Raw genomic sequence first — 17,104 nt, 5'->3', positions numbered from 1 at the left:
CTTGAGTGTAGCACAAATGACTTTTTTATTTGTCTAGCTTAATTTTACAATCGGCGAATTTATATATGCACAGACCAATTCAAATACTTTTTCCATTGCCTGTATTTGTGTATCTTCTGTTACTTTGACTGCGTTAGCATCCGCTCTATCGCAAATAATTCTTATAGAAACAAAAGCGCAATCATTTAAAAAGCAGCATTGTGCAATAGCTGCGGATTCCATATCCACACAGTCAATAGAGAATTGTTCAATTAAGTTTCTTTTTTCAGTTGTGTCACAAACGAAGCCTTCTCCAGTTCCAAAACGAACACACTTTATCTTTTCATCTAGATGTTGAAGTTCGGCCAGCATTCCTTTATCTCCTTTATAGTACAGCTGATAAGGAAATTTATTGATTGACTGTCTTTCACGAATATCGTAATGGCAGTATTCCTCACCTAGCACCATCTCAAAGAGTTGCAGTTTTTCATTTAAACAGCCACAAATACCGATATTAATTAGTTGTTCTATTTGAAATGAATCAATAAGTATTTGACTATATAGCGTAGCATTCGTTTTTCCTTGTCCTGCACAAACCATAATGACTTGCGATGTTTTTTGTTCATAAATATAAAATGTATTTTTTGCTAGCTGTATCTTTCGTTGTGGTGGAAAATATTCCAATAATTTTTGAAGCTCTAAATCCATTGCGGCAATAACCCCTAATTTCATCTATCTCCTCCTTTTTCTATTTCAACCCCACTTCCATCTTCACAGGTTGGTGATCTGTATATTTAAATTGTTCATCCTTTGTTTTCACGCTATGAACAGCCACATTATCAGAAACAATAAAACCATCAATTACATACACTTGGGATGTTTCATAAGAGCCAGTGTAAGGCTTATTAAGCACCCGCACAGTCGGTTGTTGATCATCATAAGCAAGTGAAAAATGTTTAGGTAAGTCTGCAGGATCAATTTCTCCTGGTGCCCAACCAGCTTCCCCTAGGTCAGGATATCGATGACTGCCTTTGAAAACTTGATTAAAGTCACCTCCAGCAATTACATAGTTTCCTTTAGCGTATTCTTGGGATAATACATCAGCTAACTTTTTGCTTTGAGCAATCTTCCCTTCCCCATTGTCATAGGCTTCCAAGTGTAAGTTAAAAACCACTAATTCTTTGTCTGTGCCTTCAATTGGAAAGCGCGTTTCTAGAAGCGCTCGTTTTAAGTTACTAATGCTAACGGGCCAACGAAAGGGATTGGGTAAAGCAATGCGTTTGGCCTCTGTTATTTTTTCATTTGATAATGTTAATAAACCACTTTCTACTCGTCCAATCGGCGGCAAAGGAATGGGCACATAATCTACCTTAAAATTATAAGCAAATGCGCTGTTCAGCTGTAGCTGTTTTTGTAATTCTTCCTCTTGATTGACTTCATAAGAACGTTGCGAGCGACGATCGACTTCTTGGAATAAGTAAATCATCGCTGGTAATTCTTTTAAAGTTCCTTCAATGCCTGTTAAATTCTGTTGGACCATTGCCTTATTAACTGGTTGGACAGTTTTGCCACCGTCCATAAAAAAATCTTCTGTTTGTCCTAGGCCAGCATAGCCTATGTTATACGTGACTAAAGAAATGGATTGCTGTTTTTCGATGGTTTGTTCTGAAAATTGTTTATTTATAGCAACTGGTTCAACCGCTCGTGGTCGAAACTCTCGGAAGGTTAAATATCCTATCAAAATTAAAGCTATGCTTAAAAGAAGGACCATCAAGCTACCGAGATATTTAAAAAACTTTTTCATTGTTTCCGATGTTCCTTTCACATTATGTCAAACCAAAAGTAGCAATTATCTTCGTTGCTACTTCTTCTGGTGTCATGTTTGAATTATTTATTTTCGTTATTTTTACATTTGGAAATGTACTTTCTAGTTCGCCTTCGTGGCTTACTAATCGATGTTCTTTAAAGGTATTGAGTAATTCTTTTCGAGAAAAGTCGACATCGCGTTTTGAAGGTTTTGCCTCTAGCCGTTCTGGATGAACATTTCGTTCTAGGCGGATTGCTGTTGAAGAGACGAGTTCGACGAAATAGACGGCTTCATGTTTACTAAGAAAAATTTCTGATATTTCTTCTAAAAATTGAAAATCTTGTTCTTGATCAAAAGCAATCACCACTGTAAAAATAATGTTTTTTGTTGTATTTGTGGCTGGATTTTCGACAAAGGCATGAAAAAGTTCCTTTCTAACGGAATCAGACAATTGAAATGCACGTTCCGTATACCCAAGATAGTTTGCAAATAAGTCAATGGTTTGATGATTAAATAGTAATTTAGCATCTAACTGCTTTTCTAAAGCCTTGCCAACGGTCATTTTCCCGACAGCTTGGGCACCAATTAAAACGATTAAAGACATCAACTTTCCCTCCTCTAGTCTAATTTTTAGGTGGCTATCTTCTACTATATCACACTATATTACAACACCTTACAAAACTGTTCGGAAAATTTTCTGTTTTTTATTACAAAAAAAAGACAAAAGACTCTATAATGAGAGAGGACTCGATTGATTATAGATGAGATAGGTGACGGAGAATGGCAATAGAAAAATATTTTCAAACAATAGATGGCAGTCAAATTTTTTATCAAATTTTTGGCAAAGAAACAAATTACCCCCTTGTGTTACTTCATGGTAATGGCAATGATCATACTTTTTTTAATTATCAAATTTCTTATTTCTCCAAGGAGTATCAAGTTATTGCGGTGGATACCCGCGGACATGGACGTTCCACCAATACACAAAGTCAATTAACTTTTCCGCTTTTGGCAGAAGATTTAGCTGGTATTATTCAACAAGAACACTTAACAAAAATTAATTTATTGGGCTTTAGTGACGGAGCAAATATTGCCATGGTTTTTACCCATTTATATCCTGATTTCGTCAACAAACTCGTCTTAAATTCTGGAAATGTCACCATGTCTGGTCTGAAAAAATATGTAACGATTGCCACTTATTTTCAATATTGGTTTTGTCGTATTGGCGCTTTTTTTTCAAAAAAATTGCGCGCACAGCTCCCTATCGTGGCTCTGTTATTTGAAGATACTGGACTGACAAAACAAGATTTAGAACACATCCCCTGTCCTACTCTTGTTATTACTGGCAGTCGAGATTTAATTGCGCTTTCCCATTCACGGGCGATTGCTGATGCCATTCCTGATGGTAAATTGGTCTTGGTAAATAAACAGGGTCATTTATTTGCCAAAAACTCACCAGATATTTTTAATAAAACAATCGAAAAATTCTTAAAGGAAATGAAGGTGTCTAAATGAAACAAATTATTCATTGGATCAAAACGCATACAGGATTACTAAAAACACTGTTTGTTATTGCGGTCTCAATTATTGTTGTTGCCCAACTTTTATCAATTGGTAAAACGATCTCATTTGAACAGTTAAAACAGATTTTTGATGAGATTCCGCTATGGAAATTGTTATTGATGATGGTTATCGGTTTAGTTTCCGTTACTCCGATGCTAAATTATGACTTAACATTAAATCGCATTTTAAACTTGAAAGTCTCAAAACGGGAACTCCTTGAATCTAGCTGGATTGTCAATACCATCAATAATATTGGTGGATTCGGTGGTTTGGTCAGCATGGGACTTCGTTCTGAATTTTATGGAAATAAAACAGAGGAAAAGAAAATTTTACCTGCGTTAACCCATATTTTACTTTTTGTGTTATCCGGTCTATCTATTTATAGTATTCTTTGCTTTTTCCTTGTTCAGTTTGATCCAAAGATGGCTTATTTACAGCAATATTGGATTTGGTTATTAGGTGGCGGTCTTTATTTCCCATTACTTTATCTTATTTTACATTTCCAAAAAAATAGTTCCTTTGGTAACCTCGATGCAAAAAATCGCTTATCTTTAGTTGTTTCTTCGTTTTTAGAATGGACAGGTGTTTTAATTACCTTTATCAGTATTGGTTACTTATTAGATGTACCGATTCCTTTAATTGATATTGTTCCTTTATATGTAGCAGCTTCGATTATTGGGATTGCTTCGATGATTCCAGGGGCTTTAGGTAGTTTTGATGTCATGATGATTTTAGGACTGAGCAACTTAGGTGTCGATCGTGAAATTATTGTTTTGTGGTTATTGCTCTATCGTTTATTCTATTATATTATTCCTTTCTTAATTGGCTGTTTGTTCTTTACAAAACACTTAAGCCAAAAGTTGGATACTCATTATCGTCAACTGCTAAAACAAATTACTTTGGAAATTGCCCACAAGCTGGAAGTGGTTTTACTTTATTTTTCAGGAATTATGATGGTGCTCCTAGCCACTATTCCAGAAGCCTTCACTCAAGTGCATTGGTTAAGAGATATTAACCCCTTCCGTTCACATATTATTATTCAAATTCCGAGTATTGTTTTAGGCTTTGCATTATTAATTATGGGACGTGGGATTGCTGATCGTGTTAAAAGAGCCTATTATCCAACGATTATTTTATTAATTGGTGCTATCTTGTATTCATTTGTTGTTGACTTTAGTATGTTTTCCATTTTCTATTTAGCTATTTTATTATTTATCGTTATTTTTTCAAAATCAGAATTGTACCGTGAACAACTGGTTTACTCTTGGGAATGGATGACGATTGATGGCTTTATCTTTGGCTTGTTGACTTTGTTATACCTGGTAATTGGTGTTTATAATTTACCGAACTTCCCACACCATCGTCATCATTTTGTGGAATTTTTCTTGTTCCCTTCCGAACGGATCTGGTTGTCAGGATTTATCGCTATCCTCTTAGTTATGAGTTTTAACTTTCTATTTGTTCGCTACCTCCAAGGGAAAAAACACCAAGTTGGTGAGTTTCCAGAAGATAGTATCTTGCATAATATCTTAACAACTTATGGCGGGAATATTGACAGTGAACTTGTCTTTCTTCATGATAAACAGGTTTTCTTATATCCCAAAGAAGAACCGACTGTCTTTTTACAATTCAACACCATTAATAATAAATGCGTTGTGATGGGCAACCCTTCTGGGAATAAAGAAGATTTTCCTGCGGCGATTGATGCATTTCTTAAAGAAACAGATCGTTTCGGCTATGTACCCGTCTTTTACGAAACCAATGAGGACAGCGTGATGTTACTACACGAATATGGCTACGAATTTATCAAAATGGGCGAAGAAGCCTTAGTTAATCTAGAAACATTTACGATGTCTGGGAAAAAATTCAAAGGTACCCGCGCAGTGTTTAATAAAATTACCAAAGCCGGCTATTCATTTGACGTACTCCAACCTCCTTTTAGTGCCGAACAAATGCACGAATTAAAAGCTATTTCGGATAGTTGGTTAGACACAATCGAAAAGAAAAAGGCTTTTCACTAGGATTTTTCGATGAAGCGTATCTTCAAAGAAACCCAATTGCTGTTGTCCGAAATGCTGAAGGAGAAATGGTCTCTTTCGCTAATATCATTCCTAGTTACACAAATGAAGTTGGTACCATCGACTTGATGCGTCACCATAAAGAAAAAGCCCCTTCTGGAAGTATGGATTTCTTATTTATTCATTTATTTGAATATATGAAAACAGAAAATATTCATTATTTCAATTTAGGGATGGCTCCGTTAGCCAATGTTGGTCAATCAAGAAAAAGTTTTATTCAAGAACGGATTGCTGCGTTAATTTATGAATTTGGTTCAGAAATTTACTCCTTCCAAGGATTACGCGAATACAAGGAAAAATTTGCTAGCAAATGGCAACCCCGCTATACACTTTATTCTAAAAGTAGTTGGATTGTCTACGTGATGATCGCTTTACTCATTGTCGATCAAAAAAATATTGACTAACAAAAAGAAGCCCAATTAAGTATAAAAAGCTTGACAACTTCACTGAAATTTAGTGAGGTTGCCAAGCTTTTTAATTTCTTTCATCTAGTTTTTCTTTAATCAAAAAGGCTGTTTCTTCGACAGATTTTGCGGTTACATCAATCACTGGGATGCCATACTTCGCAAAAATTTCTTCGGCATAAGCTAATTCTTGTTCAATCCGTTCAACATTGGTATAACTGGTCTCATTACCTAAACCTAAGGAAGCCAACCGACTGCTACGAATCTGTCCTAATGTTTCTGGCGAACAAACTAAACCAATCATTTTTTGTGGATCCATTTCTTCCAAAATTGGCGGCAATGGAACTTCTGGAATTAATGGTAAGTTAGAAACGCGGTAGCCTTGATTTGCTAAATACATACTGACTGGCGTTTTTGAGGTCCGCGAAACGCCTAACAACAATATATCAGAATCAAGAAACCCTTGAGGATTTTTGCCATCATCATATTTTACAGCAAATTCAATCGCTGAGATTTTATCAAAGTAAGCACGATCTAGTTGATGGCGTCGTCCAGGCTCTTCAATAGGATCTACTCCGGCTTTCGCTTGAATTAATTCAAAAAATGGCGCCATTAAATCTAAATATAACAACCCTGTTCGTTCACTAAATTCTTCCGCCGCTGTGATTAGTTGTTTACTGACTAATGTACTGACAACTAAGGCTTTATCTTTTAAGGCATCTTTTAAAATCTCCAATAATTCTTCTTCTGTTGTGACAAAAGAAAAATTGTATCGATTAAGAAAAGAAATATCTGGATATTGTGCGCTTGCTGCAGCTAACAATTTTTGTGATGTTTCTCCAAGTGAATCGGAAATAGTATAAACAATGATCTCTTTTTTCATAATTAAGCTCCCTTATCTATTTTGTGCGGCTTCTTTCGCTTGTTGCGTAATATAGGTTAAAATTTTCGTTTTCGTAATTTTTCCAATAACTTTTTTAGGATTTTCTTTTTCAACGACTGGCAAAGAATCCACTTCGTATTTTTGCAAAGTGTCAGCAGCTTCAAGAATAGTAAATTCTGGTGTGCAGGTTTTCACATGTGGCACTCTTGTCATACAAACAGCAACAGGTGTGCCATCAATATTTGTATTTAAAGAGGCCCGTAATAAATCTTTTCGTGACAAAACCCCTAATAATTCTTTTGCTTCATCCATGACATAAAGAGAACCGACATCATACATAAACAAGTTGGTAATCGCATCTCGAATTGAGGTGTCTTGGGCAACCATCAATGGTGGACTCATGATCTCCTGAACTTTTGTTTGAAAAACATCAAAAAAGAAAAAAGCCTCCATATTATCACTTTCGTAAGTATAACCAACTTTCGGACTTGCTTTTAAAATTCCTGAAAGTGTTAAAAAAGACAAATCAGAACGCAATGTCGCACGTGAAACGGCTAGTATGTCCGAAATGCGTTCACCACTAACTGGCTGATGCTCTTTTACAACAGCGATAATTTGCTCTTGTCGTTTACTTAATTTCATCATTTCCTCCTCAATTCCTCTTAAACAAATTGTGCATTCGCTTACAATTATACACATATTTATTGTTTTTTCAACATATTAACAAGAAACTTTTTCTATTGACAAACTTATTTCCGTCTATTATGATGTTTATTGAACATATAAGACACATATTAAACGGAGGTCACGCATGAAAAAGTTTATTTATTCTTTTAACGAAACACACAATGAAGGTAAAGAGACTCTTGGTGGTAAAGGGGCAAACTTGGCAGAAATGACACGCTTAGGTTTGCCGATTCCACAAGGATTCACGATTACAACCCGTTGCTGTATGGACTATTTGGCAGATGCTACTTTCTTTGAAGAACACTTACAATTAGAAATTTTGAAAGCGGTTAAAAATCTAGAAACTGAAACAGGCAAATCTTTTACCGCGGATAATGAGATTCTCTTAGTTTCTGTTCGCAGTGGTGCTGCCTTCTCGATGCCTGGTATGATGGATACTATTTTAAATTTGGGTTTAAATGATCAACGTGTGAAAAAATTTGCGACCTTAACCTCTCCTGGTTTTGCTTTTGACTGTTATCGCCGACTTATTCAAATGTTTGGAGACGTCGTCTATCACATTCCCAAAGAATTATTTGACCAACAAAAAGAGCGCTTGGAACAAGAGCTAAACAAAAAAATTACCGCTTTTCAAGAAGCAGATCATTTCGCCTTGATTGTCCGCTACCAAGAAGTTTTTGAACAACATCAGGTGGTCTTCCCGCAAGACCCTGTCGCACAACTTTTTGAAGCAATCAAAGCTGTTTTTGATTCATGGAATAATCAACGTGCGGTGGTTTATCGGAACTTACATCATATTGCACATGATTTAGGTACAGCTGTCAACATTCAAGAAATGGTTTTCGGCAATCGTGGACTAGACAGTGGCACTGGCGTTGTTTTCACTAGAAATCCGGTCACAGGGGAAAATCAACTGTTTGGAGAGTTTCTTTTGAACGCGCAAGGAGAAGATGTAGTGGCTGGTATTCGGACGCCAGAACCCATTCGTCGTTTACGTTTGACTATGCCAAAAGTTTATCAAGATTTTCGCCATTACGCAGAACTTTTAGAATATCATTATCGTGACATGCAAGATATTGAATTTACCATTGAAAATGAAAAATTATATATTTTACAAACAAGAAACGGGAAACGAACCGCCGCAGCTACGGTTAAAATTGCTTTAGACTTAGCCAAAGAAAATCGTATTACTAAACAAGAAGCACTGTTGCGTGTGACACCTGATACGATTGATCAATTAATTCATCCCGTGTTTGATCAAGAGAAACGACAACACATGGAACGCTTAGCTATGGGACTTCCTGCTAGTCCTGGTGCAGCAAGTGGCCAAATTGTTTTTACAGCAGAAAAAGCCAAAGAACTGACCAATCTAGGAAAGAAAGTCATTCTTGTTCGTCAAGAAACTTCACCAGAAGATATTGAAGGCATGGTTGTAAGCGAAGCAATTGTGACCAGTCGTGGCGGAATGACTTCTCATGCCGCTGTGGTCGCACGAGGAATGGGAACTTGCTGTGTGACTGGTTGTGAAAGTTTAACCGTTAATGAAGAAACCAAACAACTACACTGCGGGCCACAAGTCATCTTAGAAGGAACAATCATTTCCGTCGATGGCTCAACGGGGGAAATTTATCTTGGCGAAATTCCTACAATTTCTGCTGATAATAACGATGACCTTCAAGAGCTCTTGTCTTGGGCAGATGCGTACGCTGATTTAACTGTTCGTGCCAATGCAGAAACTACACAAGATTTAGAGACTGCTATCCGTTTTGGTGCAGCGGGGATTGGTTTAGCGCGAACAGAGCATATGTTTTTCGGTGAAGAGCGTGTCTTGGAAATGCGTCGCCTGATTTTAGCAGAGTCTGAAAAGGAAGCAACCTATGCGTTGGAGCAACTTCTTCATTTTCAACAGGAAGACTTTTATCAAATTCTGAAAGTAGTTCAAGACAAACCCATGGTGGTCCGCTTGTTAGATCCGCCGATGCATGAGTTTTTACCTCATGAAAAGAATGATATTCAATTATTGGCGAAGCAACTACAACGGTTCCCGGTGACCATCGCCAAACAAATTGAACGGTTACAAGAAACCAATCCAATGTTGGGCCATCGTGGTTGTCGCTTAGGTGTGACCCAACCACAAATATACAAAATGCAAGTTACAGCCTTATTTACTAGTGCCATTCGATTAGTCAAAGAAGGAATTACTGTTTATCCAGAAGTGATGATTCCTCTAATCGCCGAAAAAGAAGAACTTCTCTATCTCAAACGCATTTTAAAAGAAACGATTGACGGTCTCTTTGAAGAACATAAAATGACTCCTTTCCCTTACGAAATCGGGACAATGATTGAACTACCTAGAGCTTGTCTGATTGCGGATCAGTTAGCAGAAGAAGCAGACTTTTTCAGCTTTGGAACAAATGATTTAACACAAATGACCTATGGTTTTTCTCGTGATGATATCGGTAAATTCATTAATACGTATCGGGAAAAGAAAATCATTACCCAAGATCCGTTTCAATCACTAGATCAAACAGGTGTTGGTCAACTGATTCAATTAGCTGTAGAGAAAGCGCGTCGCACTAAACCAAACATGAGTATTGGCGTATGTGGAGAAGTCGGTGGTGATCCGCAATCCATCACGTTTTTCCAAACACTTGGCCTAAACTACATCTCTTGCTCACCTTATCGGGTACCTATTGCGAAACTCGCAGCTGCCCAAGCCAAAATTTTAACCGAACCGGCTGTGACTGAAGAACAAATGGTCCTTCTTTAATTTAACGTGTGTAACAAATGATTCATCCTTACAAGATAAAAAGTGCTAGGAACATCAGTCGAAACGGCTGATGTTCCTAGCACTAAATTTTAAGATCAATGATTGCACTCTGGTTATTTTCTTATAAACGCAGCATCTTTTGTCAAGGGGTCTGTTACATCTGATACATATCTTTCTACTTTCATATGCAAATCATATTTTTCTCTAAGTTCCGTAATACGGGTCATCATTGGAGAAGCGTGGTGTTTGTCTAATGCTTCCTGATCTGTCCAACTATCAATCAGCAGAACTGTCTCTTCATCGTCCATTGGAAAAAAGTATTCATAGCGACTATTCCCTTTTTCTGCACGAATCGCCTCTACAATTCCGCTGGCAATCATTTCTTTGGCAAATTCTCTTGCACCTCCATTTGTCCCACTATAATAAATATTTATAGTAATCGCCATCTGTCTTCCCCCTTAAATTTACTTGCCTTTTTACATTCCCAACTAAGGTTATTCAGCATTTTACTGTGTTTTTCTGTGTTCGAAATCACTATAATATAGCAATTCTGTTTTGTAAAGAAAAATAGAATTCTAAAATTTTTGGCACATTTTTGGCACAAATAAAACAAAACACCTATCAAATCAACATTTGAAAGGTGCTTTTTACGTTCCCGACTGGAATTGAACCAGCGACCTACCGCTTAGGAGGCGGTTGCTCTATCCTACTGAGCTACGAGAACAATCTGTTTTAATTTTAGAAGTCTTCACTACATCTGTCAATAGACAAAAAGAAAGTATCCCGCATAAACAATTATGCGAGATACTTTCTTTCAGTGAAACACGTCGTTCTTTTATCTATTATTTTTTTTGCCGCCGATCAAGAATCATTTTTCCTAAATAATAAAGTCCTGTCGCAATAGCTATATATTGCCCAATTTTATTATTGCGTGCAACTTTTTCTTGTTTCGTTTTCGCCATTGTCCCCATCACCTTTCTAAAATAATTCTTTTTACATTTTTATTATAGTAGGTTCTGTCATTTTTTGCGAATAAACACACTTTTAAAAATAATCTTCTAAAATTGGCATACCTTTGACTAAACGTTGGCCTAAACGTTGAACTGTCGTTGCGTCTCCTTGCAAGCGTTCATAAAAAGATAACGTCTCTGCTGAACGATAGCCCAAGAATAGTTGCGTCCACGTTTGGATATCTGCTTTCAAAGCAGCAGTCCCTTCTTTTTCCACAGCACCTTTAGTCACTGTCGCTTTTCCTTGTTCGTCAATTGTGATTGTCCAAATACCTTCATTCCATGGCCCATAGGAATCTTCAATCTCTAAAGAATACGTTTCTTTTTCTCCTGATTGAAATGGATACTTTTCCAGAAATGTTTGTAACTCAACGATTCGTGCCATCATGTAAGGTAAAATTTTTACAGAAGCTGCTGGCGTTGGCATTAAATCATTTAAATCTTTTCCAGCAAAACCATTAATCCAATGGAACGATTGAACGGAACCACTATGTGAGCCAATAAACCCAGCTAAAGCTTTAAAAGCTGTATTAGTTAAATAGTTCCATTCTACGATTTCAAAGGTGCCAGCAGCTATCCGATAAATCACATAGCCTTCTGCTTTCCCTTCTGACGAATAATAAATCGCTTGATTATTTGGTTTACTTGCACGATTCAGCGTATAATCCAGCCACCAAGTTTCACGGATCACACCACCAGAGTGCGCTCTTTGATTTTCAAGGTATACGTCTTTAATGACCTCTTTACCGTCAGCCCAAGAAACTCGTTTAATGGTACCCGGAACTCGTTTAACACGTGGCCAATCTTCCGTTTTAATTGTATACTCCGCTTGTTCAAATGTTTGTTCATAGCCATATTGACGATAAAATGGATATGAAAACGGTGCTAAGTAAGAAAGGGCAACCTTTTGTTTCGCTAAATCAGCCAACATTTCTTTCATAATAGCAGAGATGCCGCCTTCACCACGATATTCTGGATAAGAAGCCACATAGCCAATTCCAGCCATGGGATAGCGGACACCATGGAAATTCACTTGAAAAGGTGTCGCCATCACTTGACTTGTTAATTGCTCATCAATTAGGAAGCCATAGCTTTGCGTATGTGACAACAATTTTTCAAAACGTTCTTGGCGTTCAGCCGTGGGTTCCTGATTAAAAGCATAGATGACAAGATCAAACATCTCTTTCATTTCTTCTTTGCCCATTTTTTTGACTCTTTTAGTTGTCATTTTCTTTCCTCCTCGCACATTGTATCAATTCATTTTATCACAGAAACAGTTCTCTTTCTAAAAGCCGTTATTTGCTGTCATTTCTTTGAACCAACGACCGCTTTTCTTAATGGTCCGTTTCGCATCATCATCTAAATCCACAGCGATGAAGCCATAACGATTTTTATAGGCATTGAGCCAAGACCAGTTATCCATACACGTCCACATATGATATCCTTGAACATTACTACCTTCTTGAATCGCTTGGTGCACCCATTTCAAGTGATCTTGCACGAATTCAATCCGATAATCATCTTCAATGACTCCTTGTTCATTGACAAAGCGTTCTTCTCCTTCTACGCCCATGCCATTTTCTGAAATGTAGCAGTGAATGTTGTCATAATTTTCTTTTAAATTCATTAATGTATCATAAATACCTTTTTCGTAGATTTCCCAGCCACGGTAAGGATTCATTTTTTTGCCAGGCATATCGTAGACATCATAAAAATCTTCTGGAAGTAAGCCTTCTGGTCGTGTTTCAACAGGTGTTTCTTTTGCTTTGGCCCGACGTGGTTGATAGTAGTTTACTCCTAATAAGTCCACAGTATTTTCAGCAATTATTGCTAAATCTTCTGGCGTTGTTTCTGGCAATAAGTCATTTGCTTTCGCCCAAGCAACCATATCTTCTGGAAAATGACCTTTAACAGCCGGGTCTAAAAACGAACGGTTAAAGAAACCATCGACAAATTTAGCCGCATTTACATCGGCTTCGTTGTGCTCATCACGAGGATAAGTCGGCGTTAAGTTTAAAATAATGCCAATTTCACCTGATAAGTTCATAGAATGATAGACGGCAATCGCTTTGGCACTAGCTAAAGCTTCATGATAGAGTACTTGAATCCCTTCTTTTAGATTCACTTTATCAGGATAATGCCAGCCATAGAGATAACCACCTTCAACTGGTACAATTGGTTCATTGTGCGTAAACCATTTTTTCACGCGATCGCCAAACAATTCAAAACAGGTTTTGGCAAAGTCAACATACAAATCAACCACTTCACGGCTTTCCCAACCGCCTTTTTCTTGAAGTACCATCGGCATATCAAAATGATACAAGTTCATAAAGGGCTCAATCCCGTGTTCTAATAAATCATCAATCACTTGATTATAAAAATCAACTGCTGTTTGATTGACTTTTCCTGTTGTAGGATCTGGAATTAAACGGCTCCATTGAATGGATGTTCGAAAAGAGTTATGTCCCGTTTCTTTCATTAACTGAATATCTTCTTGGTATTTTTTATAAAATTGTGAGGTCTTATCTGGACCGACTTGTTGAAAAAATTTTTCTGGCGCTTCTTGATACCAAAAATCCCAAATATTTTGACCTTTACCATCACCTTCAAAAACGCCTTCTGTTTGAGGACCGCTGGCTGCAGAACCCCACCAAAAATTTTCTGGAAATTGATATTTCATGTTGTTTGCTCCTTTACGATTTAATCATTAAAAAAAGGATTGAACCCTCCGTAAGAGTCCGGACGATTCAATCCTTCGATTTTTTACTCAGCTGCTTCTGCGGCTGCTTCTTGTTTCAAGTATTGATCTGTTGCTACTTTTACGAAAGGCATGTAGATCAAAATAGAAATCAATAAGTTAACAGCTGCTAAAACTCCGCCGGCGATACTCTTCGTTGCTAAAAATCCGCCAATAATTGGTGGTGTTACCCAAGGTGGCATAAAGGTTGCAGCTGGTACTAAACCAGTTGCTGTCGCCACATACGCAACAGTTACAAGAACTATTGGGACTAAAATGAATGGGATAAACATGATTGGGTTTAAAACAATTGGTAAACCGAACATGACTGGTTCATTAATATTAAATAGTCCTGGTGCTAAACTTAAGTTTGTAATGACTTTGTATGGTTTGTTACGACGACCAACGATAAAGATAGCAATTAACAGACCTAATGTTGCCCCTGTTCCACCTAAGTTTACAAATGAATCAAAGAAAGGTTTGTTTACAATATAAGGAATTGCTTTACCTGCTTCTAAAGCTTTAATGTTCGCATCAATCGCTGGTACGTTGATTGTTTGCATTAATGGGTCAACCATGTTGGCACCATGTAAACCAAAGAACCATAAGAATGGTGTAATGAAAGCTAACAATAATGCTGATGGGTAGCTGTTTGCAAGTCCCATAAATGGTTGTTGAACTGCTTCATAGAATGAAATAACGATATTGTCAATTCCTAAAGCAAATAGAATTGATGTAATTAAACTAAATAAACTGATTGTAATCATTGCTGGTAATAATGCCGCAAATGATTTTGCTACTGCTGGTGGTACACCATCAGGCATTTTGATAACTAATTTAGGATTGCCAGATAAACGTTGGAATAGTTCTCCTGAAATAAGTGCAATAATCAAAGCAATAAATAATCCAGTTGCGCCCATGCCTTCTAAGCCGCCAACTGCGAAGAATGAAGCTACAGAAACTGTACCGGCTGCAATGCCGTCTTTTCCATAAGATTTAACTAAATTGTGTGCTACTAAAAAGGCTACTAAAACGGCAAAGATTGCGAATGTACCGTTCCAAATGTTACCACCAAAGCTTTTCCAAATTGGTGCATCGTTATACATCATTGGGAAAATTTTGTTTAAAAAGTCCTCATATCCTGGAATTGGAATATTATTAATTAATACCGCCAAAGCCCCTAAAATCATTAATGGCATCGTTACGACAAACGCGTCACGAATTGCTACCAAGTGCCGTTGCGCTGCGATAACTGACGCTTTCGGCATAAAGTGTTTCTCCATCCATTGAACAAATCCGTCCATTGTTATTCCTCCTAATTAACGCTTTCTCAAGCGCGTTTTTCTTATAAGACGCATTGACAACGAGATTACTCGTTATCAATACGGCGATAAAGATCGATAATTTCTTTTGCTAAATCTGTAAATGCAATCGCAGTCATTAAATGATCTTGACTGTGCACTGTTAACAATGTTACTTGCATGTTATTGCCTTTTGCTTCTTCTGTTAACATTCCTGTTTGCGAATGATGTGCATGTACAAGTGATTCTTCTGCATCTGCAATTTTTTTGTCTGCTAATTCAAAATCCCCCGATTTTGCTGCGGCAATCGCTTCCATTGCATCGCTTTTAGCATTTCCGCCATACATGATTAAACCCATGATTGCTTCTAAGTTCTGTTGTCCGTCCATTACCTCTACCCCATTTTCTGCTCTAGTTTGATGATCCCATTAATGAAATTGCTTGATCTAAAACTTTTTCGCCATTCATCATGCCATAGTCCGCCATGTTAATTACATCTAAAGGAATCCCTTTTGGTTGTAATTTTTGTTCAAATTGTCCTTTCATGAAACGAACTTGTGGGCCTAATAATAAAACATTTACCTCTTTATTTTCCAAGTTTGTATCTGCTTCAGAAGCCGATACTGCAAAGATGTCTGCTTCCATGCCACGATCTTCTGCTGCTTTTTGCATTTTTGTTACTAATAAACTTGTGCTCATTCCTGCGGAACAAACTAACATAATTGTTTTTTTTGCCATTTTCCTTCATCTCCTAAATTCTCTTTGTTTTGCTTTACACCTTTATATAAGCAAGAAGTGTGCCAAGTTTTAACACATCAAAAACCTTGATATGACAACGTTTCTTGATATAGAAAGCGTGTACACACTAAAAATAAAACGATTACACACAGCTTTTTTGTGTGCGTTTCCAAAATAATAGGGCAACAAAAGAAAGTGAGCGATAAGTCGAAACGACTCATCGCTCACTTTCTAAAGCTGAAGAGAATCAACTGGACAAAAGCCGCTTTTTCCCTTTAAGCAGTTTCCATCATTTTAAGCATTTTATAAAACTGTTTCTTTTTAAAATAACTTAAAAAGATACCTAATACTGCATCATTCAGTTTTTGTAACGCCCCATAAGAAACCATTGTTTCTGTATAACGCAGTTCACAGCTTTTTTCATCAATTGGCTGGAGCTCATACCGCACCGAGAAATCATTTTTAGTTGTGGATGTTCGAAATTGATAGGTCTTATTTTCTACAGCTTCTTCAATAACTATTTTCGCGCGACTATTTTTACTATATTCTTTGATATATTCAAACTTACGCAACTGCTTTCTTGTAAGAGTTTTGCCTGTTTGCTTACGGATATCAAAAATAACAGAATTCATTAATTGCGTGTAAAATTCATCTGCTGAAATAGTTAATGTTTTCGTAATTTCCATTACCGTTTCACCTCATCCTTTGTCGCCTCTTCTTCAGCAACTTTTTTTCCTTTAAAAAACAGGTAACCACCAAGTCCAATGAAAAAAATCCCCGTTGTCAGACTTAATAAATCATAGTTTAAGGAGCTGGGATTCAACGAATACAAAACAATCAAGAAGCCAATACTACATAAAAATAATCCATTTCTAATCATTTTCATCCATCCTATCTTTTTAGACTACCGTTGCTTGGAAGTATAAAACGCCACCCCAAGGTTGTTCCTTAATCAGCTGTTTTGCAACTTGTGCAGCAGTTTCAGGATCTCCTTCAACTTCAAAAAATAACTTAATACCATTCTTTTCTTTAAAAGTAAATGTTTCATTTTCCCCTTGATATGCCTCTAATAAAGTAATAATTTCCTCTTGCTTCATTGCACTTGCAATCGAAATCATGCCGCTCGCTCCTTTCTATACAAGTAATT

16 protein-coding genes, 1 tRNA gene and 1 pseudogene are annotated in these 17,104 nt (G+C 37.0%); 3 read left to right on the top strand and 15 right to left on the bottom strand.

Translation table 11 applies throughout. The features are described 5' to 3' along the window. Window positions 1-33: 33 nt before the first annotated feature. Genes PYW42_RS04305 through PYW42_RS04295 form a run of 3 tightly spaced genes read right to left on the bottom strand, consistent with a single transcriptional unit; the run spans window position 34 to window position 2,390 of the window. On the bottom strand, window positions 34-711 hold the full coding sequence (locus PYW42_RS04305; RefSeq protein ID WP_002388872.1) for a 5'-methylthioadenosine/S-adenosylhomocysteine nucleosidase: 678 nt from the start codon (window positions 709-711) through the stop codon (window positions 34-36). A 16-nt stretch (window positions 712-727) separates the two neighbouring features. Beyond that, window positions 728-1,783 carry an exonuclease/endonuclease/phosphatase family protein gene (locus tag PYW42_RS04300; RefSeq protein WP_002388940.1) on the bottom strand — a complete coding sequence of 352 codons (1,056 nt, stop codon included), beginning with the start codon at window positions 1,781-1,783 and terminating at the stop codon, window positions 728-730. 22 nt (window positions 1,784-1,805) lie between these two features. Further along, window positions 1,806-2,390 (bottom strand): P-loop nucleotide/nucleoside kinase family protein, encoded by a 585-nt coding sequence (locus tag PYW42_RS04295; RefSeq protein WP_002388908.1) that lies wholly within the window; start codon window positions 2,388-2,390, stop codon window positions 1,806-1,808. A gap of 176 nt (window positions 2,391-2,566) precedes the next feature. Here PYW42_RS04295 and PYW42_RS04290 point away from each other — a divergent pair, with 176 nt between their 5' ends. Then, window positions 2,567-3,301: an alpha/beta fold hydrolase gene (locus PYW42_RS04290; protein WP_002388840.1), complete on the top strand. Its 735-nt coding sequence runs from the start codon at window positions 2,567-2,569 to the stop codon at window positions 3,299-3,301. Further along, window positions 3,298-5,831, top strand: a pseudogene (gene mprF, locus PYW42_RS04285) (bifunctional lysylphosphatidylglycerol flippase/synthetase MprF). The gene PYW42_RS04290 and the pseudogene mprF overlap by 4 nt, the downstream one beginning before the upstream one ends. Before the next feature lie 70 nt (window positions 5,832-5,901). On the opposite strand, the gene PYW42_RS04280 reads toward mprF, so the two are convergent. Both PYW42_RS04280 and PYW42_RS04275 read right to left on the bottom strand, forming a co-directional pair. Further along, complete coding sequence (locus tag PYW42_RS04280; protein ID WP_002388799.1) at window positions 5,902-6,714, bottom strand: pyruvate, water dikinase regulatory protein; 813 nt, start codon at window positions 6,712-6,714, stop codon at window positions 5,902-5,904. A 12-nt stretch (window positions 6,715-6,726) separates the two neighbouring features. Then, window positions 6,727-7,356, bottom strand: a complete 630-nt coding sequence (locus PYW42_RS04275; protein WP_002355926.1) for a helix-turn-helix transcriptional regulator — start codon at window positions 7,354-7,356, stop codon at window positions 6,727-6,729. Between the two features lie 169 nt (window positions 7,357-7,525). Here PYW42_RS04275 and ppdK point away from each other — a divergent pair, with 169 nt between their 5' ends. Further along, entirely contained in the window at window positions 7,526-10,171 is a 2,646-nt protein-coding gene (gene ppdK / locus PYW42_RS04270) for a pyruvate, phosphate dikinase (protein ID WP_002409288.1), read from the top strand. Between the two features lie 113 nt (window positions 10,172-10,284). On the opposite strand, the gene PYW42_RS04265 is transcribed toward ppdK, so the two are convergent. The 10 genes from PYW42_RS04265 to PYW42_RS04220 all read right to left on the bottom strand — a co-directional run bounded on the left by PYW42_RS04265 (window position 10,285) and on the right by PYW42_RS04220 (window position 17,075). After that, window positions 10,285-10,617: a putative quinol monooxygenase gene (locus PYW42_RS04265; protein ID WP_002355924.1), complete on the bottom strand. Its 333-nt coding sequence runs from the start codon at window positions 10,615-10,617 to the stop codon at window positions 10,285-10,287. Between the two features lie 204 nt (window positions 10,618-10,821). Beyond that, a tRNA-Arg gene (locus tag PYW42_RS04260) sits at window positions 10,822-10,895 on the bottom strand. A 320-nt stretch (window positions 10,896-11,215) separates the two neighbouring features. Further along, window positions 11,216-12,409: a GNAT family N-acetyltransferase gene (locus PYW42_RS04255; RefSeq protein ID WP_002378142.1), complete on the bottom strand. Its 1,194-nt coding sequence runs from the start codon at window positions 12,407-12,409 to the stop codon at window positions 11,216-11,218. Window positions 12,410-12,466: 57 nt separating this feature from the next. Continuing rightward, window positions 12,467-13,861: a glycoside hydrolase family 1 protein gene (locus tag PYW42_RS04250; protein WP_002388834.1), complete on the bottom strand. Its 1,395-nt coding sequence runs from the start codon at window positions 13,859-13,861 to the stop codon at window positions 12,467-12,469. Window positions 13,862-13,944: 83 nt separating this feature from the next. Further along, window positions 13,945-15,222, bottom strand: coding sequence for a PTS sugar transporter subunit IIC (locus PYW42_RS04245; protein WP_002388817.1), 1,278 nt, complete (start codon window positions 15,220-15,222; stop codon window positions 13,945-13,947). A gap of 65 nt (window positions 15,223-15,287) precedes the next feature. Continuing rightward, window positions 15,288-15,608 (bottom strand): PTS lactose/cellobiose transporter subunit IIA, encoded by a 321-nt coding sequence (locus PYW42_RS04240; RefSeq protein ID WP_002355919.1) that lies wholly within the window; start codon window positions 15,606-15,608, stop codon window positions 15,288-15,290. A 22-nt stretch (window positions 15,609-15,630) separates the two neighbouring features. Then, window positions 15,631-15,957 carry a PTS sugar transporter subunit IIB gene (locus tag PYW42_RS04235; RefSeq protein ID WP_002355918.1) on the bottom strand — a complete coding sequence of 109 codons (327 nt, stop codon included), beginning with the start codon at window positions 15,955-15,957 and terminating at the stop codon, window positions 15,631-15,633. Window positions 15,958-16,232: 275 nt separating this feature from the next. Continuing rightward, window positions 16,233-16,643 carry a DUF3284 domain-containing protein gene (locus PYW42_RS04230; protein ID WP_002355917.1) on the bottom strand — a complete coding sequence of 137 codons (411 nt, stop codon included), beginning with the start codon at window positions 16,641-16,643 and terminating at the stop codon, window positions 16,233-16,235. Further along, complete coding sequence (locus PYW42_RS04225) at window positions 16,643-16,843, bottom strand: DUF3188 domain-containing protein (protein ID WP_002355916.1); 201 nt, start codon at window positions 16,841-16,843, stop codon at window positions 16,643-16,645. The genes PYW42_RS04230 and PYW42_RS04225 overlap by 1 nt, the downstream gene beginning before the upstream one ends. Before the next feature lie 13 nt (window positions 16,844-16,856). Beyond that, the gene (locus PYW42_RS04220; protein WP_002355915.1) at window positions 16,857-17,075 is read right to left on the bottom strand and encodes a hypothetical protein; all 219 of its coding nucleotides are present in this window, start codon (window positions 17,073-17,075) and stop codon (window positions 16,857-16,859) included. Between the last annotated feature and the right edge of the window lie 29 nt (window positions 17,076-17,104).

Source organism: Enterococcus faecalis (genome assembly GCF_029024925.1).
Classification (GTDB): Bacteria; Bacillota; Bacilli; order Lactobacillales; family Enterococcaceae; genus Enterococcus; species Enterococcus faecalis.
Note: the sequence above shows the minus strand (reverse complement) of the source record. Positions and strands in the feature narration are given on the sequence as shown.

Bases quoted from the DNA above. Each gene is read 5' to 3' on its own strand.
- PYW42_RS04220 (WP_002355915.1), bottom strand. From the start codon at position 17,075: ATGATTTCGATTGCAAGTGCAATGAAGCAAGAGGAAATTATTACTTTA.
- ppdK (WP_002409288.1), top strand. From the start codon at position 7,526: ATGAAAAAGTTTATTTATTCTTTTAACGAAACACACAATGAAGGTAAA.
- PYW42_RS04230 (WP_002355917.1), bottom strand. From the start codon at position 16,643: ATGGAAATTACGAAAACATTAACTATTTCAGCAGATGAATTTTACACG.
- PYW42_RS04250 (WP_002388834.1), bottom strand. From the start codon at position 13,861: ATGAAATATCAATTTCCAGAAAATTTTTGGTGGGGTTCTGCAGCCAGC.
- PYW42_RS04255 (WP_002378142.1), bottom strand. From the start codon at position 12,409: ATGACAACTAAAAGAGTCAAAAAAATGGGCAAAGAAGAAATGAAAGAG.
- PYW42_RS04275 (WP_002355926.1), bottom strand. From the start codon at position 7,356: ATGAAATTAAGTAAACGACAAGAGCAAATTATCGCTGTTGTAAAAGAG.
- PYW42_RS04300 (WP_002388940.1), bottom strand. From the start codon at position 1,783: ATGAAAAAGTTTTTTAAATATCTCGGTAGCTTGATGGTCCTTCTTTTA.
- PYW42_RS04295 (WP_002388908.1), bottom strand. From the start codon at position 2,390: ATGTCTTTAATCGTTTTAATTGGTGCCCAAGCTGTCGGGAAAATGACC.
- PYW42_RS04265 (WP_002355924.1), bottom strand. From the start codon at position 10,617: ATGGCGATTACTATAAATATTTATTATAGTGGGACAAATGGAGGTGCA.
- PYW42_RS04245 (WP_002388817.1), bottom strand. From the start codon at position 15,222: ATGGACGGATTTGTTCAATGGATGGAGAAACACTTTATGCCGAAAGCG.
- PYW42_RS04225 (WP_002355916.1), bottom strand. From the start codon at position 16,843: ATGAAAATGATTAGAAATGGATTATTTTTATGTAGTATTGGCTTCTTG.
- PYW42_RS04290 (WP_002388840.1), top strand. From the start codon at position 2,567: ATGGCAATAGAAAAATATTTTCAAACAATAGATGGCAGTCAAATTTTT.
- PYW42_RS04305 (WP_002388872.1), bottom strand. From the start codon at position 711: ATGAAATTAGGGGTTATTGCCGCAATGGATTTAGAGCTTCAAAAATTA.
- PYW42_RS04280 (WP_002388799.1), bottom strand. From the start codon at position 6,714: ATGAAAAAAGAGATCATTGTTTATACTATTTCCGATTCACTTGGAGAA.
- PYW42_RS04240 (WP_002355919.1), bottom strand. From the start codon at position 15,608: ATGGACGGACAACAGAACTTAGAAGCAATCATGGGTTTAATCATGTAT.
- PYW42_RS04235 (WP_002355918.1), bottom strand. From the start codon at position 15,957: ATGGCAAAAAAAACAATTATGTTAGTTTGTTCCGCAGGAATGAGCACA.